Annotated in this window: 34 protein-coding genes and 2 tRNA genes; 11 read left to right on the forward strand and 25 right to left on the reverse strand. The window is 60.2% G+C overall.

Going from position 1 to position 24,526, the window contains the following annotated elements:
- Positions 1 to 76 precede the first annotated feature (76 nt).
- On the reverse strand, positions 77 to 355 hold the full coding sequence (locus CWE16_RS10600) for a phycobilisome linker polypeptide (RefSeq protein ID WP_131457016.1): 279 nt from the start codon (positions 353 to 355) through the stop codon (positions 77 to 79).
- A gap of 36 nt (positions 356 to 391) precedes the next feature.
- Entirely contained in the window at positions 392 to 1,234 is an 843-nt protein-coding gene (locus CWE16_RS10605) for a phycobilisome rod-core linker polypeptide (RefSeq protein WP_131595248.1), read from the reverse strand.
- A gap of 202 nt (positions 1,235 to 1,436) precedes the next feature.
- On the opposite strand from CWE16_RS10605, the gene CWE16_RS10610 reads away from it, so the two are divergent.
- Complete coding sequence (locus tag CWE16_RS10610) at positions 1,437 to 1,799, forward strand: hypothetical protein (protein ID WP_131457020.1); 363 nt, start codon at positions 1,437 to 1,439, stop codon at positions 1,797 to 1,799.
- Here CWE16_RS10610 and CWE16_RS10615 read toward each other — a convergent pair.
- From CWE16_RS10615 to psbB, 14 genes are all read right to left on the reverse strand, one after another.
- Positions 1,791 to 2,540, reverse strand: coding sequence for a phycobilisome rod-core linker polypeptide (locus CWE16_RS10615; protein WP_131595249.1), 750 nt, complete (start codon positions 2,538 to 2,540; stop codon positions 1,791 to 1,793). The two genes, CWE16_RS10610 and CWE16_RS10615, sit on opposite strands and share 9 nt — an antisense overlap.
- 95 nt (positions 2,541 to 2,635) lie before the next feature.
- Positions 2,636 to 3,247: a chromophore lyase CpcT/CpeT gene (locus CWE16_RS10620; RefSeq protein WP_131457024.1), complete on the reverse strand. Its 612-nt coding sequence runs from the start codon at positions 3,245 to 3,247 to the stop codon at positions 2,636 to 2,638.
- Positions 3,248 to 3,251: 4 nt separating this feature from the next.
- Positions 3,252 to 3,500, reverse strand: coding sequence for a hypothetical protein (locus CWE16_RS10625; RefSeq protein ID WP_131457026.1), 249 nt, complete (start codon positions 3,498 to 3,500; stop codon positions 3,252 to 3,254).
- Positions 3,500 to 3,572: transfer RNA gene (locus tag CWE16_RS10630), tRNA-Phe, on the reverse strand. Before CWE16_RS10630 ends, CWE16_RS10625 begins: the two co-directional genes overlap by 1 nt.
- 30 nt (positions 3,573 to 3,602) lie before the next feature.
- The gene (locus tag CWE16_RS12315; RefSeq protein ID WP_236629691.1) at positions 3,603 to 3,755 is read right to left on the reverse strand and encodes a hypothetical protein; all 153 of its coding nucleotides are present in this window, start codon (positions 3,753 to 3,755) and stop codon (positions 3,603 to 3,605) included.
- A gap of 568 nt (positions 3,756 to 4,323) precedes the next feature.
- Positions 4,324 to 4,590 carry a DUF2470 domain-containing protein gene (locus tag CWE16_RS10640; protein WP_131457030.1) on the reverse strand — a complete coding sequence of 89 codons (267 nt, stop codon included), beginning with the start codon at positions 4,588 to 4,590 and terminating at the stop codon, positions 4,324 to 4,326.
- Positions 4,591 to 4,654: 64 nt separating this feature from the next.
- On the reverse strand, positions 4,655 to 4,798 hold the full coding sequence (locus tag CWE16_RS12040; protein ID WP_161567587.1) for a hypothetical protein: 144 nt from the start codon (positions 4,796 to 4,798) through the stop codon (positions 4,655 to 4,657).
- Positions 4,799 to 4,800: 2 nt separating this feature from the next.
- Positions 4,801 to 6,060, reverse strand: a complete 1,260-nt coding sequence (locus CWE16_RS10645; protein ID WP_131595336.1) for an FGGY-family carbohydrate kinase — start codon at positions 6,058 to 6,060, stop codon at positions 4,801 to 4,803.
- A gap of 13 nt (positions 6,061 to 6,073) precedes the next feature.
- Complete coding sequence (gene metK, locus CWE16_RS10650) at positions 6,074 to 7,333, reverse strand: methionine adenosyltransferase (RefSeq protein WP_131595255.1); 1,260 nt, start codon at positions 7,331 to 7,333, stop codon at positions 6,074 to 6,076.
- Between the two features lie 39 nt (positions 7,334 to 7,372).
- Positions 7,373 to 8,167, reverse strand: a complete 795-nt coding sequence (locus CWE16_RS10655) for an HAD family hydrolase (protein WP_131595257.1) — start codon at positions 8,165 to 8,167, stop codon at positions 7,373 to 7,375.
- Positions 8,168 to 8,188: 21 nt separating this feature from the next.
- On the reverse strand, positions 8,189 to 9,283 hold the full coding sequence (locus CWE16_RS10660) for a 30S ribosomal protein S1 (RefSeq protein WP_131595259.1): 1,095 nt from the start codon (positions 9,281 to 9,283) through the stop codon (positions 8,189 to 8,191).
- 132 nt (positions 9,284 to 9,415) lie between these two features.
- Positions 9,416 to 9,889 carry a transcriptional regulator NrdR gene (gene nrdR / locus CWE16_RS10665; protein WP_131595261.1) on the reverse strand — a complete coding sequence of 158 codons (474 nt, stop codon included), beginning with the start codon at positions 9,887 to 9,889 and terminating at the stop codon, positions 9,416 to 9,418.
- 113 nt (positions 9,890 to 10,002) lie between these two features.
- Positions 10,003 to 10,098 (reverse strand): photosystem II reaction center protein T, encoded by a 96-nt coding sequence (locus tag CWE16_RS10670; protein ID WP_006042122.1) that lies wholly within the window; start codon positions 10,096 to 10,098, stop codon positions 10,003 to 10,005.
- A gap of 21 nt (positions 10,099 to 10,119) precedes the next feature.
- A complete protein-coding gene (psbB, locus tag CWE16_RS10675; RefSeq protein ID WP_131595263.1) occupies positions 10,120 to 11,679 on the reverse strand; it encodes a photosystem II chlorophyll-binding protein CP47 in 1,560 nt (519 codons plus the stop codon).
- Positions 11,680 to 11,941: 262 nt separating this feature from the next.
- Between psbB and CWE16_RS10680 the strand changes: the two genes are divergently transcribed.
- Together CWE16_RS10680 and psbM are read left to right on the forward strand one after the other, a co-directional pair.
- On the forward strand, positions 11,942 to 12,403 hold the full coding sequence (locus CWE16_RS10680) for a 2Fe-2S iron-sulfur cluster-binding protein (RefSeq protein WP_131595265.1): 462 nt from the start codon (positions 11,942 to 11,944) through the stop codon (positions 12,401 to 12,403).
- A gap of 59 nt (positions 12,404 to 12,462) precedes the next feature.
- On the forward strand, positions 12,463 to 12,567 hold the full coding sequence (psbM, locus tag CWE16_RS10685; protein WP_131595267.1) for a photosystem II reaction center protein PsbM: 105 nt from the start codon (positions 12,463 to 12,465) through the stop codon (positions 12,565 to 12,567).
- A 20-nt stretch (positions 12,568 to 12,587) separates the two neighbouring features.
- Here psbM and CWE16_RS10690 read toward each other — a convergent pair whose 3' ends face one another.
- Positions 12,588 to 13,436: a universal stress protein gene (locus tag CWE16_RS10690; protein WP_131595269.1), complete on the reverse strand. Its 849-nt coding sequence runs from the start codon at positions 13,434 to 13,436 to the stop codon at positions 12,588 to 12,590.
- A gap of 54 nt (positions 13,437 to 13,490) precedes the next feature.
- Between CWE16_RS10690 and CWE16_RS10695 the strand changes: the two genes are divergently transcribed.
- Genes CWE16_RS10695 through CWE16_RS12320 form a run of 5 tightly spaced genes read left to right on the forward strand, consistent with a single transcriptional unit; the run spans position 13,491 to position 16,758 of the window.
- Complete coding sequence (locus CWE16_RS10695) at positions 13,491 to 13,946, forward strand: acyl-CoA thioesterase (protein WP_131595271.1); 456 nt, start codon at positions 13,491 to 13,493, stop codon at positions 13,944 to 13,946.
- A gap of 22 nt (positions 13,947 to 13,968) precedes the next feature.
- On the forward strand, positions 13,969 to 15,084 hold the full coding sequence (dprA, locus tag CWE16_RS10700; protein ID WP_131595273.1) for a DNA-processing protein DprA: 1,116 nt from the start codon (positions 13,969 to 13,971) through the stop codon (positions 15,082 to 15,084).
- A gap of 9 nt (positions 15,085 to 15,093) precedes the next feature.
- Entirely contained in the window at positions 15,094 to 15,984 is an 891-nt protein-coding gene (gene prmC, locus CWE16_RS10705; protein WP_131595275.1) for a peptide chain release factor N(5)-glutamine methyltransferase, read from the forward strand.
- Positions 15,985 to 16,000: 16 nt separating this feature from the next.
- Positions 16,001 to 16,606 (forward strand): L-threonylcarbamoyladenylate synthase, encoded by a 606-nt coding sequence (locus CWE16_RS10710; protein ID WP_236629704.1) that lies wholly within the window; start codon positions 16,001 to 16,003, stop codon positions 16,604 to 16,606.
- Complete coding sequence (locus CWE16_RS12320) at positions 16,594 to 16,758, forward strand: hypothetical protein (protein ID WP_236629692.1); 165 nt, start codon at positions 16,594 to 16,596, stop codon at positions 16,756 to 16,758. Before CWE16_RS10710 ends, CWE16_RS12320 begins: the two co-directional genes overlap by 13 nt.
- Before the next feature lie 41 nt (positions 16,759 to 16,799).
- Here CWE16_RS12320 and CWE16_RS10715 read toward each other — a convergent pair.
- From CWE16_RS10715 to ctpZ, 7 genes are all read right to left on the reverse strand, one after another.
- Positions 16,800 to 16,871, reverse strand: a tRNA-Thr gene (locus CWE16_RS10715).
- On the reverse strand, positions 16,862 to 17,104 hold the full coding sequence (locus tag CWE16_RS10720) for a response regulator transcription factor (RefSeq protein WP_131457054.1): 243 nt from the start codon (positions 17,102 to 17,104) through the stop codon (positions 16,862 to 16,864). Before CWE16_RS10720 ends, CWE16_RS10715 begins: the two co-directional genes overlap by 10 nt.
- A 41-nt stretch (positions 17,105 to 17,145) precedes the next feature.
- On the reverse strand, positions 17,146 to 17,448 hold the full coding sequence (minE, locus tag CWE16_RS10725) for a cell division topological specificity factor MinE (protein WP_131457056.1): 303 nt from the start codon (positions 17,446 to 17,448) through the stop codon (positions 17,146 to 17,148).
- Between the two features lie 4 nt (positions 17,449 to 17,452).
- Positions 17,453 to 18,268 carry a septum site-determining protein MinD gene (gene minD / locus CWE16_RS10730; RefSeq protein WP_131457058.1) on the reverse strand — a complete coding sequence of 272 codons (816 nt, stop codon included), beginning with the start codon at positions 18,266 to 18,268 and terminating at the stop codon, positions 17,453 to 17,455.
- 42 nt (positions 18,269 to 18,310) lie between these two features.
- Complete coding sequence (locus CWE16_RS10735; RefSeq protein ID WP_131595283.1) at positions 18,311 to 19,009, reverse strand: septum site-determining protein MinC; 699 nt, start codon at positions 19,007 to 19,009, stop codon at positions 18,311 to 18,313.
- Between the two features lie 9 nt (positions 19,010 to 19,018).
- Positions 19,019 to 20,275 carry an HD domain-containing protein gene (locus CWE16_RS10740; RefSeq protein WP_131595285.1) on the reverse strand — a complete coding sequence of 419 codons (1,257 nt, stop codon included), beginning with the start codon at positions 20,273 to 20,275 and terminating at the stop codon, positions 19,019 to 19,021.
- Entirely contained in the window at positions 20,272 to 21,546 is a 1,275-nt protein-coding gene (gene ctpZ / locus CWE16_RS10745) for a carboxyl-terminal processing protease CtpZ (protein ID WP_330848558.1), read from the reverse strand. The genes CWE16_RS10740 and ctpZ overlap by 4 nt, the downstream gene beginning before the upstream one ends.
- 68 nt (positions 21,547 to 21,614) lie before the next feature.
- Here ctpZ and petB point away from each other — a divergent pair, with 68 nt between their 5' ends.
- Both petB and petD read left to right on the forward strand, forming a co-directional pair.
- Positions 21,615 to 22,271: a cytochrome b6 gene (gene petB, locus CWE16_RS10750; protein ID WP_006042106.1), complete on the forward strand. Its 657-nt coding sequence runs from the start codon at positions 21,615 to 21,617 to the stop codon at positions 22,269 to 22,271.
- Between the two features lie 77 nt (positions 22,272 to 22,348).
- Positions 22,349 to 22,831, forward strand: coding sequence for a cytochrome b6-f complex subunit IV (petD, locus tag CWE16_RS10755; protein ID WP_131457066.1), 483 nt, complete (start codon positions 22,349 to 22,351; stop codon positions 22,829 to 22,831).
- A 51-nt stretch (positions 22,832 to 22,882) separates the two neighbouring features.
- On the opposite strand, the gene CWE16_RS10760 is transcribed toward petD, so the two are convergent.
- The gene (locus CWE16_RS10760) at positions 22,883 to 24,334 is read right to left on the reverse strand and encodes a glycoside hydrolase 100 family protein (RefSeq protein ID WP_131595289.1); all 1,452 of its coding nucleotides are present in this window, start codon (positions 24,332 to 24,334) and stop codon (positions 22,883 to 22,885) included.
- Between CWE16_RS10760 and CWE16_RS12325 the strand changes: the two genes are divergently transcribed.
- Positions 24,333 to 24,526 (forward strand): hypothetical protein (locus CWE16_RS12325; RefSeq protein ID WP_236629693.1); only part of this gene is annotated, 194 nt, incomplete at its 3' end. The genes CWE16_RS10760 and CWE16_RS12325 overlap by 2 nt on opposite strands.

Here is a 24,526-nt window from a genome sequence, read left to right on the forward strand (position 1 = left end):
AGCCCCCTCCGGAACGAGGGGGCGAGCTGCTTCCACCAGGTTGAGTGACTGGATGGAGGGCGGAGGGGGGCTGATTTCAGTCGTCGACCTGCTTCCGGGTGCGACGGGCGGGCTTGGCCGCTTTGGCTTCGCCAGCACCGTTGGCTCCAAGGTCACCACCGCTGACACTGACCTCCTGAATCCGACCACCCATGCGCTGGATCATGCGCATGGTTTCGTTCATGCGGGTGTAGGGCACCTGCATCACAGTGTCGGCCGTACGGATGTAGTCGTTGTTGGCGATGCCAGTGACCTTCAAGGTCACCTGACGGTTGGAGGCAAAGGTTGATGAGCGACTGCCGGCAGAGACTTTCATTGGGATCAGAGGAGAAGGGAACGGCGGACCGTGATCTCAGTTCACGGTGGTGATGCTGGCGATCCGGCCGCCTTCGCGCTGGATCTGGCGCTGGACATCCAGCAGCTTGCTGAAGGGAACGAAGCGAACACGGTTGCTGCGCTTGTGCAGGCGGTAGTTGTTCAGGCCGGTGATTTCGATCCGGAAGGTGCGCCCCTCTTCAGCGGCGCCGACGCCCTGACGGGTCACGCCATCGGTGCCCACCTTGCGGAACACATTGCCCTTGGCATTGGGGCTCACCACGGTCACAGGCGCTTCGGCGTGCACGGAGGGGTTGAGGCGGGACTGGTTCTTGCAGATATCGCCCTTGATGGAGGCGGCGACACCGCGGCTGAGTTGCAGCATGTAGGAGAACTGCAGGCCTTGCTGGCCAACGCTGTAGTTCCAGCCGTGCAGATAGGGCACCACTTCCTCGCCAAAGCGTTCCTGGTACTCGGCGCTGTCGAGGTAGGAATCGATTTCAGCGTCGAAACCTTGTTCCTGCAGGATTGTGAAGTGGTGGAGCATCTCAGCTTTGTTCTGGGTAGCGCGTCCCAGGAGATGCTTGTGGTTGAGCTCAATGAACCGGTAGGGGTTCGAGTTCTCAAAGAAACGCTTGCGATACAGCCCGCTCTTGGCCAGCTGGCGCACGAATTCGCGCACACTCAGATATCCCCGACGGAACAGGGATTCGGGCCCTTCCAGACGGTCGCTGCTGAGGATGTACTGGTAGCCGAAGACCTGCTGGTAGGCGGCACGAATCAGTGCAGCGCGGTCATTTTCGGAACCGTTGCTCCAGTTTTCCTGAGTGGGTTGTGTGTAGCTCTCGATGCCCAGATAGGACGCGTTGGCGAGAGTCATTGGAACGGGGTGACGAAGCTTGGTGGAGGCAAAGACCTGCCCCTGGCTCAAGGCATGTTCGGTGTGGATCCTATGGAGAGAGTTCGATTGCGATCGAAGCCTTTCAGAATCGTTACAAGCCCAGTCGAGATCTGAGGTTGGCCAGGGACTGGTCGATGGCCAGATCGTCGATACGATCCGGCCATTCATCCAACGGTTGGCCATGGATTCCCTTGAAGGTCAGCAGCTCTTTCAAAGCCGCCTGTGTCAGCAGTTGAGCTTGCTGACGGCCGTCAGTGAATCGCTCACCGAACGGATCCTCAAGGTTGAGAACCGGTTGGATGAGTTGCAGGCTCAACTGAGCAGCCGCTCCGAGGCAGCCCCTGGCGATTGGGACGGTGCAGCTGAGCTGCTTTCGGGCACCGAGGAGCGTCTGAGTCGGTTGGAGCGATTGCTTGAGGACGGAGCCTCGACCCTGAAAGTGGTGGATCCCTTCCCGGAAGACGAAATCCAGGAGTTTCCTGAGGATGAGCCCCAGCTCTTCCCTGAAGAGGAGCAGGGGCTTCTCGCCACTGAATCAGTTTGAGGATGTGCCGAGCATCGACCCTGCGATGGTGATCACGACCCGCAGAATCTCGAAGCCCCCAACCACGCCTAAGCCAAGCCAGAGCTTGAGAGCCCAAGCCGGAGGTTGACCGGAACCCCACGCTGCGGAGGCAACGCCGCTCGCTCCTCCTGGATTGGCTGGGAAACGGCTTGAGCTGCTGTCTCGCCAGTCGGCCGCATAGCGAGGCAGGCGTTGATGGGTCGGCATGTCGCCTCGATCACGACCGGCCAGCACTCGGTTGATCTGATACGGAACCGTGTCGTCACCGAAGGCATTGAGATATTCGTCGCTATCCAGTAGGGAGTCGACGGCAGCGCGCAGCCCTTTTTGTGCCACCAGGATCGAAAGGGCAATGCGTTCGGCGTCGCCGTGAGGCTCGCGTCCAAGCGCTTTGCTCACCAGATGGTCCACCAGTCGATAGTTGGTGTTGGTGTTCTGGTAACCATCGCGGAAGCGTGCTGATGTCAGCAGTCCGCGCATGAAATCGCGCACGGTGATGCCGCCATCACGCAGCTGCATCTCAAGCATCGGCATGCGGTCGCATTTGAGTGGGTGGAAGAACACCTGTCGATAGGCCTGCTCGATCACCAGCTCAAGGGCATCCCCTTTGGGTTGTAGACCTTCACTGCAGCGCCGCTCGTTTTCGTCGGCCACGCTGCCGATCGGTGTGACGAGAGCGTTCTGGGTCCGGATCGGCGTTGTCAGCAGGGGAAGCGCCATGGGCGGTGATCACGACTGCCCAGGACCTTATGGGGAGCCAATAAGTATTTGTCCGGATGGACAAATGCCATCACTTCACTTCACCCAACTTCAAACTAGGCGCTGGGCTCGCTCATCCCCAGCCCCCAGTGGGACGGAATCTCTGACGCGTAGTTCTCGACCCGTCGGAACAGGAAGGGACCTGCCAAGGATCCCCAGATCTGTTCATGGCTGTCGGGGTCGTGCCCTCGGTCAATGGTGCTCATTCCGTTTTGGTCAATTTCGAATTGGCTGACGAGGTAGCTCGTCCGTCTCTTGCGTTCGACCATGCAGCGGCAGCCTGGTTCCACTTCGCCGCTGAAACCACTGCCTTGGGGCGTCACGATGTAGGTGCAACCCTCCAAAAGCTGCAGATCTGACGCATGGATCGTCGGGAGCTTCTCTGGTTGCAGCGTGGCTCCCCAGAATCGTTCTGCATCGCGCAGGGCGTGATTGCGAATGTGGAGGTTCTCCCCTTCGGCGCAGGCGTGGAGCACCCGGATCCGGTAGGGCTCGGCCGGGGCAAGGGCGTAAGCCTGCTCCAGTAAGAGCATGCCTTCCGCAAGGTGCGGAAGGGGGCGCACCGTCACATTGATATGGGCATACAAGGGTGGGTTCTCAAAGGCCTGTTCGTCGTTGGTGAAGCTTCCGCAAAGCAGTTGCACCAGTCGATTCAGGGGGGTTGACATCGAATCAGAGGTCGAGAAGTCTCAGGCGGAAAGCAGCCACCTGTTGGGCCATCTCCGGAGAGCTTTCCATGAATGGATGCTCCTGCAGGCCATGCATCACCGAAGCGAGTCGGGTCGTCACATCCTGATTGCTGTCAGCTTTGACACTGTCTTTCCAGGCCTCGTCAAAAGCCATAGCGAAGCTGTCAGCATTATTGAACTGACGGTTGTCGTTGAGCTCTCCGAAGAACGGCATAGGAGAGAGAAAAGACATGCCAGGACCCAGATTTGAACTGGGGACACGGCGATTTTCAGTCGCCTGCTCTACCAACTGAGCTATCCCGGCGCGTTGTCTGCGCGACAGCCAGATCTTAAATCACGACGTTCCAGACCTGGCCAGCTTCCTTGGGGTTCGGGCCAAACAGATCAGGCCGTGCACCGTTAGGCCGGCTGTTTGAAGAGCGGTCATCGCCGCGAGGGCCGTCGCGCCAGTGGTGAGGATGTCATCCACGATCCAGAGGGGGGCCATTCGGTCCGCCGCTCCGATTGCCTTAGTGTTGGTTGCGACTTCAGTCGCCAGTGCTGTGGCCTTGAAGGCCGAGCGTTGGTTGTCCAACCGTTGTCTTGCCCTCAGGTGGTGTTGTCCCATTCCTGCTGAGGTTCGTTCCAAGAATTCCCTGGTTGAGCGTTCCAGGCTTCGGCAGATCAGGGCTGGCAGTGGGTTGGCTCTGCTTCGGTGCTTCCAGCTGGGAATTGGTACCAGCAGGGCTTCTGCTGGCAGTCGCTCCCTCAGGCCAGCACTGAGGGCTCGGAGCTGGCGGAGATTGCCGCTGCTCCTGAGCTGCAAAAGCTTCTCGCGTAGGCGACCTTGGTAGAGCCCTGCTGCGATCCACGGCAGAGGATCACGTCCATGGTAAGGGTGTGCTCCAAGGCCGAGGGCTTGGCAGCAGGCTTGGCAGGGGTGTTGTTCCCTGGGATGGGAGACGATCTCTGCCGAGCAGATGGGGCAGCTGGGTCTAATCAGCAGGTCTCCGCAGCTTTGCCTGATCAGCTTGAGCATCGCAGCGGTCGCGCTGCGTTAAGGATTCCCCTGAGGTCTAATTCTGCATCGCTCTCAGCATGGCCACCAAGGTGCGATGGGCATCCTCGCTGTCGCTCAGCTGGTGATCAAACGGAATCTTCACCGTTGCTCCATCCACCTCCAGCTCCATGGCATCTGATCGCACGGCCAGCATCGTGGCGCTCTGCGGGTTCTCGATTCCGCCGTAGTGGCGGGCGTAGCTGAGAACAGCCTCGCTGTGATCTGCATTCATGTGCCGGCAGATGCGATCACTGACGCTTGGGGTGAGGGGATCAGCGGCCATGGGGAGTGGGGGATCAACAGAGGAGCGGTTGTCGGCACTTGGCGGCCAGGAGGATTGCCTGGCCTCAGCCGAAGCGTTGCCAGAGCAGGAGGGCGAGGCGGAAACCGCTGAATGTCACATAGCCGGCGAGGATCACGAAGAGTCCGACGGCGAGTACGTCGCGAATTTTGGCAGGCACCGGCAGTTTGAAGCGCACTGGATTCTCCATCCTTATCCGTGCAGATCGTCAGCCTGTTGCAGACCTTCGAGTGCCAAGCGTGCGGTGCCAGCGGCCGGAGGGGCATGGCAGCTGCGAACTGCCAGGCCGAGGATCCGTTCCCGGAGCCTTCTCCATTGGGGGTTGCGGGCTCCCCCTCCCACCGTGATCACTTGTTTTGGGGGTTGAGCTCCCAGCTCCGTCAAACGTCGCCAGCCCTGGGCCTCGATGCGCGCCATGCCCTCCAGCAGGCCATGGAGGTAGAGAGCATCGCTGACGGGCCGAGGCCTGAGAATCGGCTCGAGCGTCGGGTCGTCAATGGGGAACCGTTCGCCCCTCGCCGGCAAAGGGCGTAGATCCAGGCCGCTGTTCTGCTCAGGATCAATCTGACGGCTGAGTTCCTCCAGGTCGATTCCAGGGAACTGTTGTTGCAGGACGACGCCACCGGAGTTGGAGGCACCTCCGCACAACCAGCGACCTCCAACCCGATGGTTCGTGACTCCCGCACCAGCGAGTGGAGTCTTCACAAATCGCTTCAGCACGATTGTGCTGCCGAGCACCGTGATTCCATCTCCAGCGCTTGGATTGGCCGTGAGCACCGCTGCATTCGCATCTGTGGTGCCAGCGATCACCTGAAGGTTTGGGGGGCAGCCGAGTTGATCGGCGATCGAGGGGGCAATCGATCCCAAGCGTGCTCCGCTTGGCCTGATCTCAGGCAGGGCCTGACACCAAAGCTGGCGGGCAAAGGTGTCTGGCCAGCGCCCCGTCTCAAGATTCCAGCCCAGGCGGAGGTTGTTTCCTTCCTCGCCGTAACGCCAGCTTTGCAGAAACCAACCAGTGATCCAGTCGGCCTGGTGGCGCAGCAGCAGCTGATCTCTTGGATGCGTCTCCAGCAGGCGCAGGGCCCTGGCCAGACTTCCGCTTGCACTGCCTGCAGGATTGGAGTCGCTGATCAGGGCTTTGAGTCGCTCCAGCTGTTCCGGGCAACTGAGGTGATACGGCAACGCTGGCCCCAGAGGCCTTCCGTCTTCTCCACAGGCCAGGAGGGTGCCAGAGGTTCCATCCACCGCCAGGGCTCGAAGCCGCAGTCGCAGGTCCGAGGGAATGGACGCGATCAGCTGCCTGCAGCCATCAACCCATGCCGCTGGGTCCTCGAATGCACCTGGATAGGGCATCCCTTCACTGTGTCGAAGATTGCCGGCCAGGTCGAGAATCGCGATCCGGACACCACTGGTGCCCAGATCGATACCGAGCACCGCGGTGTCAGGGGCGATCACAGGTCAAGGATCAGATGGTGCTCCCCTCCTGGAGGCGGGTTGCTTCCGCCTGGAGCAGCATTGCGGCTTTGTCGGCCACGTCTTCCCAGGGAAGCTTGAGATCAGGGCGACCGAAATGCCCGTAGGCGGCCGTGTCGCGATAGAAGCGACCTCCGCTCTGAGAGGGCATGTCGCGCAGTTTGAATTGCTCGATGATCGCTCCCGGGCGCAGATCAAAGTGGCTGTTCACGAGTGCGGTGAGCTCCGCGTTTGACACTTTGCCGGTGCCAAACGAGTCGACAAGGATGGAGACGGGCTTGGCGACTCCGATGGCATAGCTCAGCTGCACCTCTGCGCGCCGGGCGAGACCAGCAGCCACTAGGCACTTCGCGACGTAACGGGCTGCGTAGGCAGCGGAGCGATCCACTTTGGTGGGGTCCTTACCGGAGAAAGCACCACCACCGTGGCGGGCATAGCCGCCGTAGGTGTCCACGATGATCTTGCGGCCTGTCAGGCCCGCATCACCTTGAGGGCCACCCACCACGAATTTTCCGGTGGGGTTGACCAGATAGCGAGTCGATCCCTTTTGGGGTTTCAGGGGCAAATCTGCCGTTGCAGGTTCCACAACATGGGTCCAAAGGTCATCGCTGATGCGCTGCCTGACCTCTTGCTCGCCGCTCATGCCAGCCACTTCCGCGGTGTGCTGGGTGGAGATCAAAATCGTGTCGATCGCCACGGGCTGATCGTTCTCGTACACGACACTGACCTGGGTTTTGCCATCCGGGAGCAGGTAGTCGAGGGTGCCGTTGTGACGGACCTCTGCCAGTCGCCTCGAGAGACGGTGGGCGATGCTGATCGGCAGAGGCATCAACTCCGGAGTTTCATCACAGGCGTAGCCGAACATGATGCCCTGATCTCCCGCACCCACCTTGTCGAGCGGGTCACCAGCATGGTCATCGGCTTCATCAACGCCCTGGGCGATGTCAGGGGATTGCTGATCGAGGGCAACCAGCACAGCACAGCTGTTGGCATCAAACCCACCGGCCCTGGCGCCGCTGTAGCCAATGTCGCGGATCACATCGCGCACAAGATGGATGAAATCCACCTGGGCCTTTGAGGTGACTTCACCGGTGATCATGCAGAGTCCTGTGTTGACCACCGTTTCGCAGGCCACGCGACTGGAGGGATCCTGTGCGAGGAGCGCATCGAGTACCGCATCACTGACCTGGTCACAGATTTTGTCGGGATGTCCTTCTGTGACGGATTCGGAGGTGAAGACGTAGCGACTCATGACCCGGTGCGATTGGGGCGACTCTAAGGGGAGGCGATTTCAGTCTTCTGGGCGCACTTGGAGATCGCGCCAGTGGTGAACAAGGTGTTCGTGGGCGGTGAGCGTTGGGGGCTCCCTCCATCCGGCCACATAGCCCAGGGTGACAGCGACTCCAGCGCGCCTGCCCATGAGTAGATCTGAGTCGGCATCGCCGATTAGGGCGCAGCGACGGTGGTTGAGTCGCAGGGACTCACAGAGGCGGTGGACAGCGGCCGGATCTGGTTTGCTTGGCTGATGCTCCGCGCTCCAGATGCCTGAAACGGCGTGCTCTAGCTGGTGATGACGCAGAAAGCGCTGAATTCCCTCGTGGGTGTCGTTGCTGATCACAGCACAGGTCACCCCGGCTTTGTTGAGCGCTTGAATCAGGTGTTTGGCATCCGGTAAAAGCGGAGTGGAACGGTCTTCTTCCTCGGGGGGAAGCGACTGCTCCACGGATGAAAAGCTCTCCTCCGCTAGCAGTAGGGCCTGAGGCCACGGCATGCCCACCAGGCTGAGAACGGTTGCGGTGGCAGCGAGGTTGTGCTGTTTTGACGCCACGGCAAGAAGACTGTCCGGGCGAACGCCTTCACTGTTCAGTCCGTAGGCCTTTTCGAGGAGGGAACGCAGGCTTTTGGTGTCCAGCGCGTTCGAAACGACGCGAAGTGGAAGGTGTTGCATGCGTTCTGCAATGGCCTCAATTCGCCTTCGCGCCAGGCTGATGAGGTGCGGTTCGCTATGAGAAAGGGTGCCGTCCTTGTCGAACAGCACCCCATCGATTTCGGCTAGGGCCTCACCGTTGAGTAACAGCGTGGCCATGGGACGAACTGATCGCGAGAATCAGCCCATCATCCCGTAGGACTCTTCGCCCTCCTCGGCCTGCTCAAGCAGCATTTGCTTGTAACGGGCAGCCATTTCCTCGGCCTTCTCGAACACCTTCTGGGGATCGGTGAGCATGTCACCGGGCTCCGGCTCCAGCGCCTTGGTGGAGAGAGAGATGCGGCCGCGCTCGGCATCCAGATCGATGATCATGACCTTCATCTGGTCATTGACATTGAGCACGGTGTGAGGAGTCTCGATGTGCTCGTGGCTGATTTCGGAGATGTGCAGCAGACCGCTGACACCACCGATATCGATGAAGGCGCCATAGGGCTTGATGCCACGAACGGTACCGATCACCACTTCGCCTACCTCGAGGCGATTCATCTTGCGCTCCACCAGGGCGCGACGATGGCTGAGCACCAGACGATTGCGCTCTTCGTCCACCTCGAGAAACTTGAGCGGAAGGAAATCCGCCACAAGCTCTTCCTTGGGCTTGCGGGTGCTGATGTGGGAGCCAGGGATGAAGCCCCGAAGGCCTTCGACGCGTACGAGCGCACCACCACGGTTGGTGGCGAACACCTCGGAATAAATGGTGGCGTCTTCTTTCTGCAGCTGCCTCACCCGTTCCCAGGCGCGTTGATATTCAATCCGGCGAATCGATAGTGCGAGCTGACCGTCTTCGTTCTCTTCGCTCATGATGAAGAACTCGCGCACCTCTCCCGGCTGGAGAACATCGCTCAGTCCCTCAACACGGTTGATCGACACCTCCTGCATCGGCATGAAGGCGGCCGTTTTCGCGCCGATGTCTATCATCGCGCCCTTCGACTCAAGGGCAAAGACGGTGCCGTTGACGATGTCGCCAGGCTTGAAGTTGTAGTCGTACTTGCTCAGCAGCGAGGCAAACTCGTCGAGGGTGAAACCAGCGCCATCGAGATCACGGCTGCTGGCCCGGCTGCTGGGGTCATCAGCGGTCGGCACGTCCTCCGGAATACTCAGGTCCTCTTCAGCGAGGGCATCGATGGATTCCGTTGCCATGATCGCTTCAGCATCTTCGGCAAATGCTGCTGTTTCCGCGTTGGGATCCTGAACCTGGTCGGTGGAGGTGACAGACATGGGGGGATGGCGGTCTGCCCGAAGACAGTGTGAGAGAAGACGCTGAGGCCCGCCGACCACAAGCGATCGAATCGCCCATTCTTACAGACGGCCCTGGGGCGATTCGCTTGGGTGTTTCCTCAGCTGCTCAATTCAAACGGTGGCTAGAGGAGGCTTGCTCGTGTGCATTCCTTCGAGCGTCTTGACGAAGTCGTTGACGCCGCGGAACTGCTTGTAAACCGAAGCAAAACGAACGTATGCCACCTCGCTGAGCTCCTTGAGTTGCTCAAGCACCAGCTCTCCAATGTCGTGGCTGGTCACCTCGCGCCCGTTGCGCTGTTGAAGGGTGAGCTCAAGTTCGTCGACGATTTCTTCGAGTTTGGTGGCTGTGATCCCGGTTTTCTCGCAGGCCCTGCTCAGGCCATGGAGCAGCTTGCTCCTGCTGAAGCTCTCGCGGCTGCCATTCCGTTTGAGGACGGTGATCGGCATGGTCTCCACCCGTTCATAGGTGGTGAAGCGAAACTCACAGTTCAGGCATTCACGGCGACGGCGAACACTCCTGCCTCCATCGGCAGCACGGGATTCCAATACCCGACTGTCTGTGTTTTGGCAGGAAGGGCACTGCACGCCCGGTTCACTCCGAAGTCGAATGTGTTCCAAGTTTAGACAGCTTGTCCAGGCCTGGACATTGCCCAAAAAAAGCCCCGCCTTCAGGCGGGGCAAAGCAGTTGATTCCTGAATCACTTGCCGATCTTCGGGGGATCGCGGAAAGCGATGGCGAAGAAGAGTGTGGCAATCGCCAGGGTGAGGATGAGGATGTAAGCGAAGCTTTCCATCGAGAGTCTCCGAGGGGGCGATCAGCTGAGGGTGGTGCCTGCCGGGGGCACGTAGCCCTCAGGCAGTCGACGGGTGGAACGGTCTCCCAGTTTCTGGAACAGACCGAACTCAACCTGCTCACCGAGATCGGGATCGATACCGGCAAACACGTCACGGTAGAGGGTGCGTGCACCGTGCCAGATATGCCCAAAGAAGAAGAGGAGGGCAAAGGTGGCATGGCCGAAGGTGAACCAGCCACGGGGTGAGCTGCGGAAGGTGCCGTCGGAGTGGTAGGTCTCGCGGTCGAATTCGAACGCTTCACCCAGTTGAGCCTTGCGAGCCAGTCGCTTCACGTCAGCAGGATCAGTGAAGGTCTGACCATCAAGGGCACCACCAAAGACTTTGGCGGTCACACCTTGCTGCTCGAAGGAATATTTCGCTTCAGCCCGACGGAAAGGAATGTCAGCCCGCACGATGCCGTCACTGTCTTCAAGAACCACAGGGAAGTTCTCAAAGAAGTTGGGGAGACGGCGCACCTGAAGATCGCGACCATCCTTGTCAGTGAAGGAGATATGGCCAATCCAACCCGTGGGCAGACCATCACCATTCACCATCGGACCGACACGGAACAGACCGCCCTTGGCAGGGCTGTTTCCGACGTAGTCATAGAAGGCAAGTTTCTCAGGAATCGAGGCATAAGCCTCTTGCTCGGAAGCACCTGAATCCATTGCCGTCTGAACGCGACGGTTGATCTCGGTCTTGAAGTAGCTCTGATCCCACTGATAACGGGTCGGACCGAACAGCTCAACAGGAGTGGCAGCTGAGCCGTACCACATGGTGCCGGCCACGATGAAGGCTGCGAAGAACACAGCAGCAATGGCACTAGCCAAGACCGTCTCGATGTTCCCCATGCGCAAGGCCTTGTAGAGGCGCTCAGGAGGTCGAGTGGTGATGTGGAAGATGCCAGCAATGATGCCGACAATCCCTGCCGCGATGTGGTGAGCAACGATTCCACCAGGATTGAAGGGGTTGAATCCTTCAGGCCCCCAGGCTGGCTGGACAGCTTCTAGGTGCCCGGTGAGGCTGTATGGATCGGAGATCCACATGCCAGGTCCGAAAACACCGGTGAGATGGAAGGCGCCGAAACCGAAGCAGCCGAGTCCTGCAAGCAGGAGGTGGATGCCGAAAATCTTGGGGAGATCAAGGGCGGGCTCACCTGTGCGAGGGTCCTGCCAGATCTCGAGATCCCAGTAAGTCCAGTGCCAGATGGCAGCCAGCATCAGCAGGCCGCTGAACACGATGTGAGCTGCGGCGACACCTTCAAAGCTCCAGAAGCCAGGATCCACACCGGTCTCACCGGTGATGCTCCAGCCTCCCCAGCTGCCGGTGACGCCAAGACGGGCCATAAAAGGCATCACAAACATGCCCTGACGCCACATCGGATTCAAAACAGGATCCGAGGGGTCGAAAATGGCCAGTTCATAGAGAGCCATCGAGCCGGCCCAGCCGGCAACGAGGGCGGTGTGCATGAGGTGCACGGCCAGGAGTCGGCCGGGGTCGTTAATAACGACGGTGTGCACCCGATACCAGGGCAATCCCATGGGTCAGGTTCGGGGGAACGAAGCTGCTGATGCAGCCAGACCCAGCGATCGTAAGGGGTGTTGAAGGGCTGCCGGGACTCGCTGTCGCGAGCTGCAACGTCTCAACATCTCTTTCTTGCCGGTGAGCGGATCGGCCTGTTGCCATGTCCCTGCTGGAGGAAGGGAGCTAGGGGCTTCAGGGCGATGTCGGGGTGCCTCTGATGCGGCGGTTACAAATCGCAACCCCTGGATTCAGAATGCAGGTTTCCGACCTCCCCTCGCCATGCCAGTCATCCGCTTTGTCAGAGAAGGTCGTGACGTGGAGTGCTACCCCGGGGAAAATCTGCGGGACGTGGCCCTTCGTGAAGGGATTTCCCTGTACGGCCTGAAAGGTCAGCTTGGCAACTGCGGCGGGTGCGGCCAGTGCATTACTTGCTTTGTCGATGTGCCGGATGGTGTTTCGCCGGGTGCTCTCTCCACACGCACGGCAGTGGAGGAGAACAAGTTGCGGCGTCGGCCGAACACTTGGCGTCTTGCCTGTCAGGCGCTTGTGCAGGACTCCCTCGTGGTCTTGACCAGGCCGCAGATGGGGCTTGCGGATGCGGAGGCACGGATCGCAGCAGCACAAGCGGGCGGTTTGCCAAGCGGGCCAACCGCCTGGCCTGCTCAGGAGCTGAATGAAGATGCCCCCGAGCCTGATCAGGAACTTGATGATCGGGCTGCTACGCCCGGTGACGAGGCCTGAGGTTTGGCCCTGCGAGGTCGCCGAACGGTGATACCTTCCGAGGGCACTTATCAGCGGTCATGGAAACCAACGATCTCGGCTTTGTCGCCAGCCTCATGTTCGTGCTGGTTCCGACGGTCTTCCTGATCATTTTGTTCATTCAGACCAACAGCAAGCAGGGCTGAACGGGTTCACCGGAGCAGTTTCAAGACCGCTCCGGTTCCCTCACGAGCATCACGGGGGCTGGAGCATGCACCCTGATGTAGTCGCTCACGGATCCCCCCAGCAGTTTGTCCAGATCCACCAGTCCGCGGGCCACGAGCGGTCGACGGTCCTGGGATGCGATCACGACGAGATCGGCATTCGTGTCCTTGGCGGCCTGGCACACCCCGCGGCCGATGTCGTTCGCGGTGATGTGTAAGGGCTTCAGGGCGACTCCATAGCCGCGGGCCCTTTGTACCGCTGCCTCCAGTAGAGCGTCGCCTTTGCTAACGGCTCCTCGGGATGGGGTGATGTCCTGCCTGGCCACATGGACACCCGTCAGTTGTCCTCCGGGAATGTCGCGAATCATCTCGCAGGCCAGTCGCAGGGCGTCGTCGCCAACTCCTGTGCCGTCGATGGTCACGAGCAAACGATTGATATGGCGTACGTACAGATCGTCGCGCACCAGAAGCATGGGCCTGGTTGAGAGCTGGAAGACGTACTGGCTGGTGCTGTTGGCGAGGATCGATTGGAGTCGTCCGAGCCCCCGGGATCCCATCACGATCAGATCGGCATTGAGCTCCTCTGCCACTTTGAGCACGGTCTGTTTCGCGTCACCTTGACGAATGATCGAGTTCACTTCGCTCGGGTTGAGGCCAAGCCGCTCCACCGCCTGGGCAAGGAGCTGGGCGGCGTCGGCCCAGTGCTCTTCAGCGCCGGATTTGTTCTGTTCTGGAACAACATGGAGGAGGTTGATCCTTGCGGCGCGGAATCCGGGTAGATCGCGCAGCATTTTGACCATCTCCTCGACATGTCCCTTCCCGGAATCAGCAATCAGAAGGTTGTTGAACACAACATCGCAGCGGTGTGTGCAGCAGCCTATGGCCGAAAAAGGAGGCCCTGAAGCATGGTGATTGAGAGCGTTACGACGCGGCCCTGGCGTTGGAGCAAACGTGTTCTTCCTCAGCACACCGACCACGGTGGGGTGATGTGGCATGGCGCCTATGTGGCCTGGCTTGAGGAGGCGAGGGTGGAGGCATTGGCAGCCGTGGGGCTGCCCTACGGCGTGGTGTCGGAGGCAGCGCTGGAAATGCCTGTGGTGCGCCTAGAGATCGACTATCGGCAGGCCCTCCATCACGGCGAGCAGGTGCTGTTGGAAAGCTGGGCGCTCCCTAGGAAAGGAGTTCGCTGGCCGTGGCGGAGTCGCTGGCTGCGCTCGGATGGCGAGGTGGCGGCAGAGGCTCGGGTCGAGTTGGTGCTGGTTCGCTTCGACGGTGGGCGTCGCACCCTTCTGCGCCAGGCCCCGGAACCCCTCGGCGAAGCCTTGCGGCGTCTCCAGCAAGGCCCCGAGCCGCCAGCATGAGACGATAATACAGATGTATTAGATGTTGGGTTTGGAGTTGCGCGATTGGTGGTGGTTGTGGAGTCGTTGTCCTGGTCTTGGCTCCAGTCGGATGCATGCCCTTCGCGCTCTCGCCCTCGGGACTGAAGGAGGCTTTGCGGCGCTCTGGGGGTGGCCCCGCGCTCGCCTGAAGGCTGCTCTGCTCTGGCCTGACTCCCTGCTTGAGCGGGTTGATCGGTTTCGCTCTCGCTGGGGGAAGGCTCCTCGTGTCAGCGTTCCAGCGGATGTCTTGGTGCCCGGCGACAGGATCTGGCCTGATGCTCTAAGCGCCCTGTCTAGGCCTCCGGTCGCGCTCTTTTGGCGAGGGCAGGACTCCCTCTGGACAGCGCTGGCGGATTCTGCCGCTGTTGCGATTGTCGGCACCCGCCGGCCTTCGTCCCATGCCTTGCGGGTGGCCACCAGGTTGGGAGAAGCGCTGGCGGAGGGGGGATGGCCTGTTGTCAGTGGTTTGGCCGAGGGGGTTGATGCTGCTGCGCATCAAGGTTGCCTCGCGGCATCTGGTCGGCCGATCGCTGTCGTGGGAACTCCTTTGACCAGGGTTTATCCGCCCGAGCATGCCCAGCTTCAGGCCCATGTGGCCTCCAGTGGATTGTTGATCACGGAGCAGGCTCCGGAGGCTCGTGTGTCTCGCGCGAGCTTTGCGCTTCGCAACCGACTGCTGGTCGCTCTCGCCAGGGTTGTGGTGGTCGTGGAGTGTCCGCAGGGAAGTGGGGCGTTGCTCTCGGCTCAATGTGCTCAGCAACTGGGGCGTGCTCTCTGGGTGGTCCCTGGGGATGTTCTGAGGGATTCGGCGAAGGGCAGTAACGCACTCTTGGCCGAAGGGGCTTCGCCGCTGGTCTGCATTGACCACTTTCTCGATTCCCTGGGTGCCGGCTGCGTGGCGCGACCTGAGCAGAGTTCTTTCTCCAAGTTGTCTCCATCCGTCGCTGCTGGTGCTCAGGATTCCGCTCTGTTGCGATTGCTTGAGCAAGGTGCCGGGTTGGAGACGCTGGGCCAGGAACTCAGTCGATCCACCGCCGATTTGGCGGAGCAGTTGTTTCAGCTGGAGCTGCAGGGAGTTGTCTGCGCTGAACCTGGGATGCGCTGGCGGCTTGCGTAGCTTGGACGGATGGCATCTTCAGAGCTTTCTGGCACAGACCTGCTGGCCTGGAGGCGGAAGCAGCTCTCCCGGGGAGGCGATGGAGCCGATCTCGACTGGTTGCTGGATTTAGCAGGTGGTCTTCGCTGGACTGAGCTTCAGCGTTTGCATCTCGATCCCGGTGCCAGGGTTGTGACCCTCAGCTGTGCGCTTGAGACGCTTGAGTTGCTGTGGCGGCGCCATCTCGACTGTCACGAGCCCTTGCAGCATCTGGTTGGTTGCTGCCCCTGGCGGGACTTTGAATTAACCGTGTCATCCGCAGCCTTGATTCCCAGGCAGGAGACCGAACTGCTCGTGGATCTCGCCCTCGACTGCGTCTCGGCCAAGCCAAATTCCCTTAGATCCGGACGCTGGGTTGATCTAGGCACGGGCTCTGGTGCCCTGGCGGTTGCTCTGGCTCGTGCTCTACCCGATTGGAGCGGCCATGGGGTCGATTGCAGTGAAGCGGCCCTGGCTCTGGCCCGCACCAACCTGGAGCGCTTGGCCGGCTCGGCTGACTGGCAATTGCATGCTGGTGACTGGTGGACGCCGTTGGAACCCTGGTGGGGGGGATTGCAGTTGGTGGTGTCTAACCCGCCTTATATCCCTGCTTCGACGGTGGATCTCCTCGATCCGGTGGTGCGGGATTACGAACCAAGGCTGGCGCTCGATGGAGGTCCCGATGGCCTCCATTCCATTGCGAGCATTGTGATGTCAGCAGGCCGCGCTCTCGCTCCAGGCGGATGGCTGCTGATCGAGCATCATCACGATCAGAGCGAGCCGGTTGCTGCGCTTTGTCGCAAGGCCGGCCTTGAGGATGTTCGAGCTGAACGCGATCTTGAAGGGGTCGCCCGCTTCTGTATTGCCAGGAGGTCGTCCTGATTTGATGCCAGTTTTGATGCCTGATGGGGATGGAGTCGAGTCACTGCTGCTTCAGTTGCAGAGTGGAAATCCCGTGTTGATTCCAACCGACACCCTCCCGGCCCTGGCCGCACTGCCGGATCACGCTGGACAGATCTGGTGCCTGAAGCAGCGTCCTTTGGAGAAGCCGCTGATCTTGATGGGCGCTGATGCCGTGGACCTGCTGTGTCACGCGCGGGTCGATGCACGTCGGGAGGCGGAAGCTCTGGCCTCAGATCATTGGCCAGGCGCTCTCACTTTGGTGCTCCCCTCCCAAGGATCGATGACTGACAGGCTCCACCCAGGGGCGTCAACACTCGGCATGCGCGCGCCCGATTGCGCAGTCACCAGAGCGCTCTTGGCCAGGAGCGGCCCCCTGGCCACCACAAGCGTGAATCGGTCCGGAGAGCCTGCTGCGACCAACGCTCGAGACGCTTGGCGTTGCTTTCCCTCGCTTTCACTGCTTGCTCCGCTGCCCTGGCCAGCTCCAAGTGGCTTGGCAAGCACCGTTCTCGCCTGGAGCGGTCCAGGGGAGTGGCGAGTCCTGCGGGAGGGTGCTGTGATGCCTACAGGCCTGAACCTGAAGCCCCCATGCTCTGGTTGATCGCCATCGTGCTGGTGCTGCAGGCAGCGACCCACTGGCTGATCTCCCCAGTGGTTGGCTTTGCGAGCCCTCTTTTCGACCTTGGTTTTCTTCCCTGGCTCCTGGCTCTGACTGGCCTCTGGTTGCTTGCCGGTCGAGCTGGTCAGTCCTGAGAACGGACAGTGCCCCGAAGATTCACTGCAATCACCATCCAAGCCGGCTGACGGATTTGAACCGACGGCCTTCGCTTTACAAAAGCGCTGCTCTACCGCTGAGCTAAGCCGGCAATGAGGGAAGTGTACCGGCCGGCTCCGGCCTCTGATGCCTTTCCCTGGCCAGCATCCAGAGCATCAACTCCAGCCTGGAGCGACAGCCGGTCTTGCCCAGGGCATGACTGATGTGGGTCTCCACGGTGCGGATGCTGAGAACCCTGCGCTGGGCGATGGCTTTGTTGCTGAGTCCTTCCAACAGCAAGCGAACGACAGAGAGCTCTGCAGGGCTGAGGTCAGAGGTCGGCATGGCCAAAGTGCTGCTGAGCCAAGCATTCCCCTGTGACGTCCTCAGGCGTCGACGGTCTCTTGGTCGTTGTTGCGGGTTGGAATGGCCAGGGGGCGGCGGATGGGCAGGTTCGCTACGAGCGCTGTCACCCGGTCTTCGGTCTCCAGGCTTACGTCGCCATGATCCAGGTCGATTTCTACGTACTTCGCCACGACCTCAAGGATTTCTTTGCGCATCTGCTCCAGAAGTTCGGGGCTGAGATCGCTGCGATCGTGGGCAAGCACCAGCTGCAAACGTTCCCGTGCTGTGGTGGCACTGGCTGGCTGGCGTCCGAGCAGTTTGTCGAGGATGTCGCGCAGGGTCATCGCTTCAGAAAATCTTCTTTTGCATCAGCCGGCGCACCTTGGCGCGTAGCCCACGTCCTTCTTTTGCAGGGTCGATGAGAGGAACGTCCTCTCCCTGCAAGCGCCGTGCAATGTTGGCGTAAGCACGGGCTGCCGGTGAGCCGCCACCATTCAGGGTGAGTGGTTCACCCCGGTTTGTGCTCACGATCACCTGTTCATCCTCCAGCACAAGTCCCAGCAGGGGGAGGGCGAGGATGTCGGTTACATCATCAACCGCCAGCATTTCTTGATTCGCCATCATTTTCGGCCGCACTCGATTCAGAACCAGCTGCACCGGCGAAACCCCTCTGGTGTTGAGAAGCCCGATCACCCGGTCGGCGTCGCGAACTGCTGAAACCTCGGGAGTGGTAATCACGATGGCCTCGCGGGCTGCAGCGGCTGCATTCTTGAATCCGTCCTCGATCCCGGCAGGACAGTCGATCAGCACATAGTCGAACTGTTTTTGAAGCATGCTCACAATGGATTGCATGTCTTCGGGTTTGAGCCACTCGAGCATGCGGGGATTGCCCGCCGGAAGCAGGGCGAGGTTGGGCTCTTGCTTGTGGCGTACGAGGGCTTGTTCGAGCCGGCAGGTCTGAGCCAGAACCTCCTGCGCTGTGTAGACGATTCTGTTTTCGAGGCCCAGGAGAAGATCGAGGTTGCGAAGGCCAAAATCGGCATCCAGTACAACGGTTTTCTGACCTTGCCTGGCCAGGGCGATGCCCAGATTGGCTGTGAGGGTCGTTTTGCCGACACCGCCTTTGCCAGAGCAGATCAGGATCGTTCGCGAGGTTGGCGCCACGGGGTCCCGGGAAGTCTGGGCAGCCTAGAGGGGGTGACGCATTCAGGCCAGGGAATCGTCCCGCTCTGTTGCAGGAACGATCGGGGGCAGTGGCTGGGCGGCTTCAATCACGATTTCTCCATTCACGATGCGGGCTTGCTCCGCAAAGCCAGGTTGAGGCTGCTCGTCCGGTCCACGGGCAACGCAATCAGCGATCCGTAGTTGCAGGGGCCGCAACTGGAGCGCCACGATCTTGGCCTCGCTGTTGCCTTGGCAGCCTGCATGGGCAATGCCCCTCAGTCGCCCCCAGACCAGGACATCACCAGCTGCTGACACGCGGGCGCCAGGGTTCACATCCCCGACCAGTAGAAGGTGGCCCTGTGCGTTGACGTGATCCCCAGACCTCAAGGTGCCCTGATGGAGCCGCAGGCCTGCTGCAGCGTCAGCTATTGGCTTGATCTGCAGGTGTTCCATCCGCAGGCGGGCCTGTAGGCCAAGGGCATTGGCACTGATGACCGTTTCACTTCTGCAGGCTTCCAGGCCGTTGATCGAGAGTCCTTCCCGTTCCAGGGTGTCGATGAGATGTTGAAGGTCTCGCACGTTGAGAGGCCAGGTTCCGCAATCGAGATCCACGGGCCCTGGCGGACAGTTGGCGAGTAGATCAGGCAGCGCTTCCTGCCAGTCACGCTCCAGGAAGGGGGGAAGCCGAAGTCGGTAAGTCACGTCCTCCTGGGATCTGGCTTCAAAAAGCGGCGCAGGCATGGGCAAACGCTAAGCGCCGAAGCCATGGGTGCCCAGGTGGCTGCGCAGCTCTGTTTCGATCTCCCGAGGGTGGATGAGCCAGGCGCTTGCGGCTGGCGTGGTCAGACTTTGTACAAGAGGTGATTCCTGCTCGAGGGCAAGTAAGCGCTGGCCATCCCAGAGACGTAGCCCGCCTCGGTAGGGGTGATACCCCCGCAGCTGCTGATGACGGAGTCCGCAGCAGGTTTCCGCATCCATGCCCTGCTGCTCAGAAAGGCGTCTGGCGAGAGCAAGGGCCTCCAGCTGCTGTTCGCTGGTCAGATGCTCGACGGCACTGGCCTTGAGGAGCTGTCGATCGAGAAAGCGTTGGCAGAGGTTGGCCAGAGGCGCTGGGCCGTCCTCCGCCCAGCGCAGTAGGTGGTACCCAGTCCGTAGATCGTCATTGGCGAGGAACGCGTTGAGATCCAACTGTTTGGGCGACCACAGCCACCGCTTCAAAACCGCATCGCACCAGACATCCCCGGGGCCGAGCTGTCGGGCGATGCGGATCACCTGTTCCAGAAGCCAGTTGCAAACCACATTGAGTCGATGGCTGTAAACACTGCGGTACATCAGATTGCGCACCACGAGGTAGTGCTCCACTGCCATCAGCCCCTTCGGATGGATGGCCAGTTCACCATCAGGTGCCAGGGTGAGCGCCGAAAGGATTCGCTCTAGATCGAGTTGTCCGTAGCGGGTTCCAGTGCTGTAGCTGTCGCGCAGTAGATAGTCCAGACGGTCGCAATCCAATTGGCTGCTGACGAGCGCTTTGATCACGCTGCGTTCAGCCTTGTCATGCCCCAGCAGGTTGGCCACAGCATCAGCCGTGCCAGCGCTGTGGGCATCGAGCAACGGGCGGATCTGTGGGTGCTCACGCACGAGTCGCGCTGACCACTGCTCGTGATGCAGACCGAACATCTCCTCGCCGGTATGACTGAGCGGTCCATGTCCCAGATCATGGAGAAGTGCCGCGGCATACAGGGTGCCGCGATGGCATTCCAGGGTGGGGTCTTTGGACACCAGTCGATCAAGGGCCTGGCGCGCCAGATGAAAGACCCCAAGGGAATGGGTGAAACGACTCGATTCAGCACCGTGAAAGGTGAGAAAGGCGGGACCCAGTTGTCGGATACGACGTAGGCGTTGGAATGGTTGGCTGTCGACGAGGGCCATGATCATGGCCTCAGCGGGCCGGCTGGCATCGAGCCTGATGCTGCGATGGAGGGGGTCGTGGAATGTTCGGCTGCTCATGGCTGCGGGTCGGGTTCCGGGTCCGCGGAGGCCGTTCTGCGATCCAGTAGCGATTCCATAAACCGTTCGGCATCCAGGAGCCAGCGATCTCCTTCGCCTCCAGGATTCAAGGGCTCTGGCTGATCCAGCAGGCGATCCGGCTCCAGTCCTTGACCCTGGATGTCCCGGCCGCTTGGTGTGACGTAGCCCGCCACAGTGATGGCCAGACCGCTGCCATCACTGAGATTGGTCAGGGTCTGGATCAGTCCTTTGCCAAAGGTTCGGCTTCCGAGCAGCTGGGAGCGCCCGTCGTCTTGGAGGGCACCCGCCAGAATTTCACTCGCGCTGGCCGTCCCTTGATTGACAAGGGTGACCATCGGCCCGATGTAAATCTCCCCCTGACCAGCCTGAATGGGATCGGCGATTCCATCTCGGTTGCGGGTTTCCACGATCGGCTGATTGCTGAGGAAGGCATCTGCCACGCTCAAACCAGCACTGACCAGCCCTCCGGAGTTGTTGCGAAGGTCCAGCACTAGGCCCTCAATTCCCTTCTCGGAGAGCTCTCGTAGTGCTTCCTGCACTTGGCCTGGCACACCATCGCTGAATTGGGTGATCCGCAGGTATCCAAGCGTGTGACTGTCGCTGCGTAGGCGCCTTGTACGCACTGGCCTGAGATCCACAGACCGACGCTCGAGCGTTACTTCGCTCTGGGTGTCATCCGCTGACAGCAAGGTGAGCACCACCTGGGTTCCTGCCTCGCCGCGAAGGCGGGCAGCCGTGGCTTCGAGCCCAAGGCTTTCTGTGGTTTCTCCATTCACGGCGAGCACCAACGTGCCACTGACCAGGCCTGCATCAGCCGCGGGTGAGCCCTCTAGGGCCGCGATCACCACGATCTTGCCGTCATCACTGCGGTGCCCAAGTTGCAGCCCTATTCCGCTGAGGCTGCCTTCGTTACTGGCCTTCATGACGTCGTAGTCCGCTGGCCGCAACAGTCGGGTGTAGGGATCGCCGATTGGCGCGAGCATGGCATCGATGGCGTCATAGGCCTGGCCACTGGATTCGATGGATCCCTCTAGGGCTTTCTGGCGCAGCCTTCGCCAGTGGATGGCATCGAAGCGCGTCGGGTCGACATAGCTCTGGTTCACCAGCTTCCAGCTCTCCACCACGAGCTGCTGCGCATCGTTGAGCGCCAGGGCTTGAGGGGCGATGGCGAGGGCGATCACGAGCAGGCTGATCAGCCCACAAACCAGTCGCCGCAATTGGTTTGCCAGGTCTTTAACAGTCGGCAACATTGGCTTCATCCCGGACGCGATCGCTGGAACGTGTTCAGTAGACTCTCGCAATCCAAGCCCACCTCTGCATGGCGAACTCCTCACCCGTCTACGACTGGTTCCAGGAACGTCTTGAAATCCAAGACATCGCTGATGACATCAGCAGCAAGTACGTCCCACCCCACGTCAACATCTTTTATTGCCTGGGCGGGATCACCCTGGTCTGTTTCCTGATTCAGTTCGCGACTGGGTTCGCGATGACCTTCTATTACAAGCCGACGGTGGCAGAGGCCTACAGCTCGGTTCAGTACCTGATGACTGACGTGAGCTTCGGATGGTTGATCCGCTCGGTCCATCGCTGGAGCGCTTCCATGATGGTGCTGATGCTGATTCTTCATGTTTTCCGCGTGTACCTCACCGGAGGGTTCAAGCGTCCCCGTGAGCTCACCTGGGTGACGGGCGTCACCATGGCCGTGATCACGGTCTCCTTCGGTGTGACTGGCTACTCACTCCCCTGGGATCAAGTTGGTTACTGGGCTGTGAAGATCGTGTCTGGCGTTCCCGCCGCCATCCCTGTGGTCGGCGATTTCATGGTTGAGCTGCTTCGCGGTGGTGAGAGCGTTGGTCAGTCCACCTTGACCCGCTTCTACAGCCTCCACACGTTTGTGATGCCCTGGCTGCTGGCCGTGTTCATGCTCATGCACTTCCTGATGATTCGGAAGCAGGGCATCTCCGGTCCCTTGTGATCCATTGCATTCGCTTCACATTCTGAAGCGGATACCGAACAGCTTTTTCTACCGTTCGTATAACCCCGTCCTGCATCATGCACATCCTCAAGAAGCCGGATCTCACCGATCCCAAGCTGCGGGCCAAGTTGGCCAAGGGCATGGGCCACAACTACTACGGTGAGCCTGCCTGGCCCAACGACCTCCTTTACATCTTCCCGGTTGTGATTCTGGGAACCATTGCCTGTGTTGTGGGCCTCGCCGTTCTTGATCCGGCCATGCTCGGCGACAAGGCTGATCCCTTTGCTACCCCTCTCGAAATTCTTCCTGAGTGGTACCTCTACCCCGTGTTCCAGATTCTGCGGGTTGTCCCCAACAAGCTTCTCGGTATCGCTCTGCAGACGCTTGTTCCTCTGGGCCTGATGCTGGTTCCCTTCATTGAGAGCTTCAACAAGTTCCAGAACCCTTTCCGTCGTCCAGTGGCGATGGCCGTTTTCCTCTTCGGAACTCTCACGACCATCTACCTGGGTATTGGTGCTGCACTCCCGATCGACAAGTCTCTGACCCTCGGTCTTTTCTGAGCAACGTCCTGCTCTTTCAGGAACGAAACTCGTCCTCTGGACGGGTTTTTTTTATGGCTGATCGTCCAGACTCAGGATGTCGACATCGTCAGGGTTGACCCTCAGCATGTGATGCAGGAGTAAGAATCCGACGATCGTCCAGGTTTGGTAGGTGCGGGACTGTTGTCCTACCCAGGTCCCTGTTGGCCCATCGAAGTATTCGGCCCATTGCTGACGGGGCAGTTGGTTGAGATGACTCCAGTAGCTCTCTTCAAGAAGAGCCTTCATTTGGCCCATGAGCAGAACGTCGGCGTGTGGGTTTCGCCGCTCATGCAGAAGGATGGAAGCACCGAAAAACCAGAGAAGGCTTGGCCAGTGCCCACCGTTGTGGTAGCTCCATGGCCAGTTTTTGGGGTCTGAGCCAGTTTTGTTCTGCCATTCGAGACCGTCCATCGGCGGATGGCAAATGCGCATGGGCATCTGGGCCATCAGATCGTCACGGTTATGCAAGACCAGGCGGAATAGTGCCCGCTGCTGGGGGCTGGTCAGCAAGCCGAAGAGACAGGCCAGTGAATTTCCCAGGCTGTAGAAGCGAAAGTCGGGTCTGCCGGTTCGCATGTTGCCAATCAGATAGCCGCCGCGGTTTTCCAGCCAGTCCTGCAACCAGTCGGGGATGACCTGGGGCTGAACGTTGAATTCGTTCTGGTGCTGGTTCTCCCCGTACTGTTCTGTGGGCCGTCGTCGAAGCACTTGCATCGTCTTGCTGGTGACCCAGTAGTGCTTCAAGAGGAAGCCGCGCAGGTCATGCATCCATTGCCTCGTGAGCACCAGGCGCTGATCGAGCAGCCTGCTGTTGTGCTGACTTCTGCAGAGTTCCATGAGGTGGATGCAGCTGCGAAGCGAGCCATAGAGCAGCACTTCCACTTCGAGTGGTGCGCCCCACACGTCCATTGGACGATCAATCATGAACGCGCAGTCCGGCACGAAGAGCACGGGGGTGCCCTCGAAGGTTGGATGCAGGACCAGATCAAGCAGCAGCTGGATCCCCCGCTGCACTTTTTGGCTGGCGCCGAAACTGTGATCGCCGCTGTGTTTGACGTAGAGCCAGCAGATCACTGGCCACCAGAGGCTCGCATCGACGGATGTGATCCTTCCGATCGATCGTTGTCCGTAGTCGGCGATCAGCTCCTGGTTTTCCTCCACGAAACTGGTGGGGAAAACACCGCGGGTCTGGTAAGTGGTGCTCTGAAGATCCAGGCACACACTCAGGAACTGCTTCACCACATCGAAGCGGCGCTGGGTTAGCAGGTAAACCATCACCGGCACGTTGTCGCGCAGGAAGATCTCTCCGTAGTTGAGAGCTCCGTCGGAGCTGGGGTGCTCCAGTGCCGCCACGCTTCCCGCCAGTGCACCACCAACGGAAATCAGGGTGCGTTCGAAATGCTCCCTTGCCTTCTCGACGACTTGGTCTTCCTTGGAGCTGGGTCGCACACGCTGGTGCTGCTGGCTGAATCGACCTGCCATGGTTCGTTGCTCAGGAGATCCTGATCAGACCGTAGTGATTGCAAGCGTTTTGGCCAGTGGAAGCAAGTCTGGAGATCTGGAGGCGCCCCTGAGGTTGCGTATAGGGGAGTTGGTGGGTTATGTTTTTGGACTGCGCAGGAAGCCGAAGGGCGGAAGGCGCAGCCGAGAGGAGCACAGGGGAAGCGAGAGCTT

The sequence above is a fragment of the Synechococcus sp. BS55D genome (genome assembly GCF_004332415.1).
Lineage (GTDB): Bacteria > Cyanobacteriota > Cyanobacteriia > PCC-6307 > Cyanobiaceae > Synechococcus_C.

Coding starts and splice junctions, on each gene's coding strand:
- ctpZ (WP_330848558.1), bottom strand. CDS start 21,546: ATGTTGCCGACTGTTAAAGACCTGGCAAACCAATTGCGGCGACTGGTT.
- minE (WP_131457056.1), bottom strand. CDS start 17,448: ATGACCCTGCGCGACATCCTCGACAAACTGCTCGGACGCCAGCCAGCC.
- CWE16_RS10625 (WP_131457026.1), bottom strand. CDS start 3,500: ATGTCTTTTCTCTCTCCTATGCCGTTCTTCGGAGAGCTCAACGACAAC.
- petB (WP_006042106.1), top strand. CDS start 21,615: ATGGCGAACTCCTCACCCGTCTACGACTGGTTCCAGGAACGTCTTGAA.
- metK (WP_131595255.1), bottom strand. CDS start 7,333: ATGAGTCGCTACGTCTTCACCTCCGAATCCGTCACAGAAGGACATCCC.
- CWE16_RS10660 (WP_131595259.1), bottom strand. CDS start 9,283: ATGTCTGTCACCTCCACCGACCAGGTTCAGGATCCCAACGCGGAAACA.
- CWE16_RS10605 (WP_131595248.1), bottom strand. CDS start 1,234: ATGACTCTCGCCAACGCGTCCTATCTGGGCATCGAGAGCTACACACAA.
- CWE16_RS10620 (WP_131457024.1), bottom strand. CDS start 3,247: ATGTCAACCCCCCTGAATCGACTGGTGCAACTGCTTTGCGGAAGCTTC.
- CWE16_RS10735 (WP_131595283.1), bottom strand. CDS start 19,009: ATGCCTGCGCCGCTTTTTGAAGCCAGATCCCAGGAGGACGTGACTTAC.
- CWE16_RS10760 (WP_131595289.1), bottom strand. CDS start 24,334: ATGGCAGGTCGATTCAGCCAGCAGCACCAGCGTGTGCGACCCAGCTCC.
- CWE16_RS10710 (WP_236629704.1), top strand. CDS start 16,001: ATGCCTGATGGGGATGGAGTCGAGTCACTGCTGCTTCAGTTGCAGAGT.
- CWE16_RS10695 (WP_131595271.1), top strand. CDS start 13,491: ATGGTGATTGAGAGCGTTACGACGCGGCCCTGGCGTTGGAGCAAACGT.
- dprA (WP_131595273.1), top strand. CDS start 13,969: ATGTTGGGTTTGGAGTTGCGCGATTGGTGGTGGTTGTGGAGTCGTTGT.
- CWE16_RS10720 (WP_131457054.1), bottom strand. CDS start 17,104: ATGCCGACCTCTGACCTCAGCCCTGCAGAGCTCTCTGTCGTTCGCTTG.
- CWE16_RS10640 (WP_131457030.1), bottom strand. CDS start 4,590: ATGGCCGCTGATCCCCTCACCCCAAGCGTCAGTGATCGCATCTGCCGG.
- CWE16_RS10740 (WP_131595285.1), bottom strand. CDS start 20,275: ATGAGCAGCCGAACATTCCACGACCCCCTCCATCGCAGCATCAGGCTC.
- CWE16_RS12315 (WP_236629691.1), bottom strand. CDS start 3,755: ATGGCCCCCCTCTGGATCGTGGATGACATCCTCACCACTGGCGCGACG.
- CWE16_RS12040 (WP_161567587.1), bottom strand. CDS start 4,798: ATGGAGAATCCAGTGCGCTTCAAACTGCCGGTGCCTGCCAAAATTCGC.
- petD (WP_131457066.1), top strand. CDS start 22,349: ATGCACATCCTCAAGAAGCCGGATCTCACCGATCCCAAGCTGCGGGCC.
- CWE16_RS10600 (WP_131457016.1), bottom strand. CDS start 355: ATGAAAGTCTCTGCCGGCAGTCGCTCATCAACCTTTGCCTCCAACCGT.
- CWE16_RS10615 (WP_131595249.1), bottom strand. CDS start 2,540: ATGGCGCTTCCCCTGCTGACAACGCCGATCCGGACCCAGAACGCTCTC.
- CWE16_RS10610 (WP_131457020.1), top strand. CDS start 1,437: ATGGATTCCCTTGAAGGTCAGCAGCTCTTTCAAAGCCGCCTGTGTCAG.
- CWE16_RS12320 (WP_236629692.1), top strand. CDS start 16,594: ATGCTCTGGTTGATCGCCATCGTGCTGGTGCTGCAGGCAGCGACCCAC.
- CWE16_RS10655 (WP_131595257.1), bottom strand. CDS start 8,167: ATGGCCACGCTGTTACTCAACGGTGAGGCCCTAGCCGAAATCGATGGG.
- CWE16_RS10680 (WP_131595265.1), top strand. CDS start 11,942: ATGCCAGTCATCCGCTTTGTCAGAGAAGGTCGTGACGTGGAGTGCTAC.
- prmC (WP_131595275.1), top strand. CDS start 15,094: ATGGCATCTTCAGAGCTTTCTGGCACAGACCTGCTGGCCTGGAGGCGG.
- psbB (WP_131595263.1), bottom strand. CDS start 11,679: ATGGGATTGCCCTGGTATCGGGTGCACACCGTCGTTATTAACGACCCC.
- psbM (WP_131595267.1), top strand. CDS start 12,463: ATGGAAACCAACGATCTCGGCTTTGTCGCCAGCCTCATGTTCGTGCTG.
- CWE16_RS10670 (WP_006042122.1), bottom strand. CDS start 10,098: ATGGAAAGCTTCGCTTACATCCTCATCCTCACCCTGGCGATTGCCACA.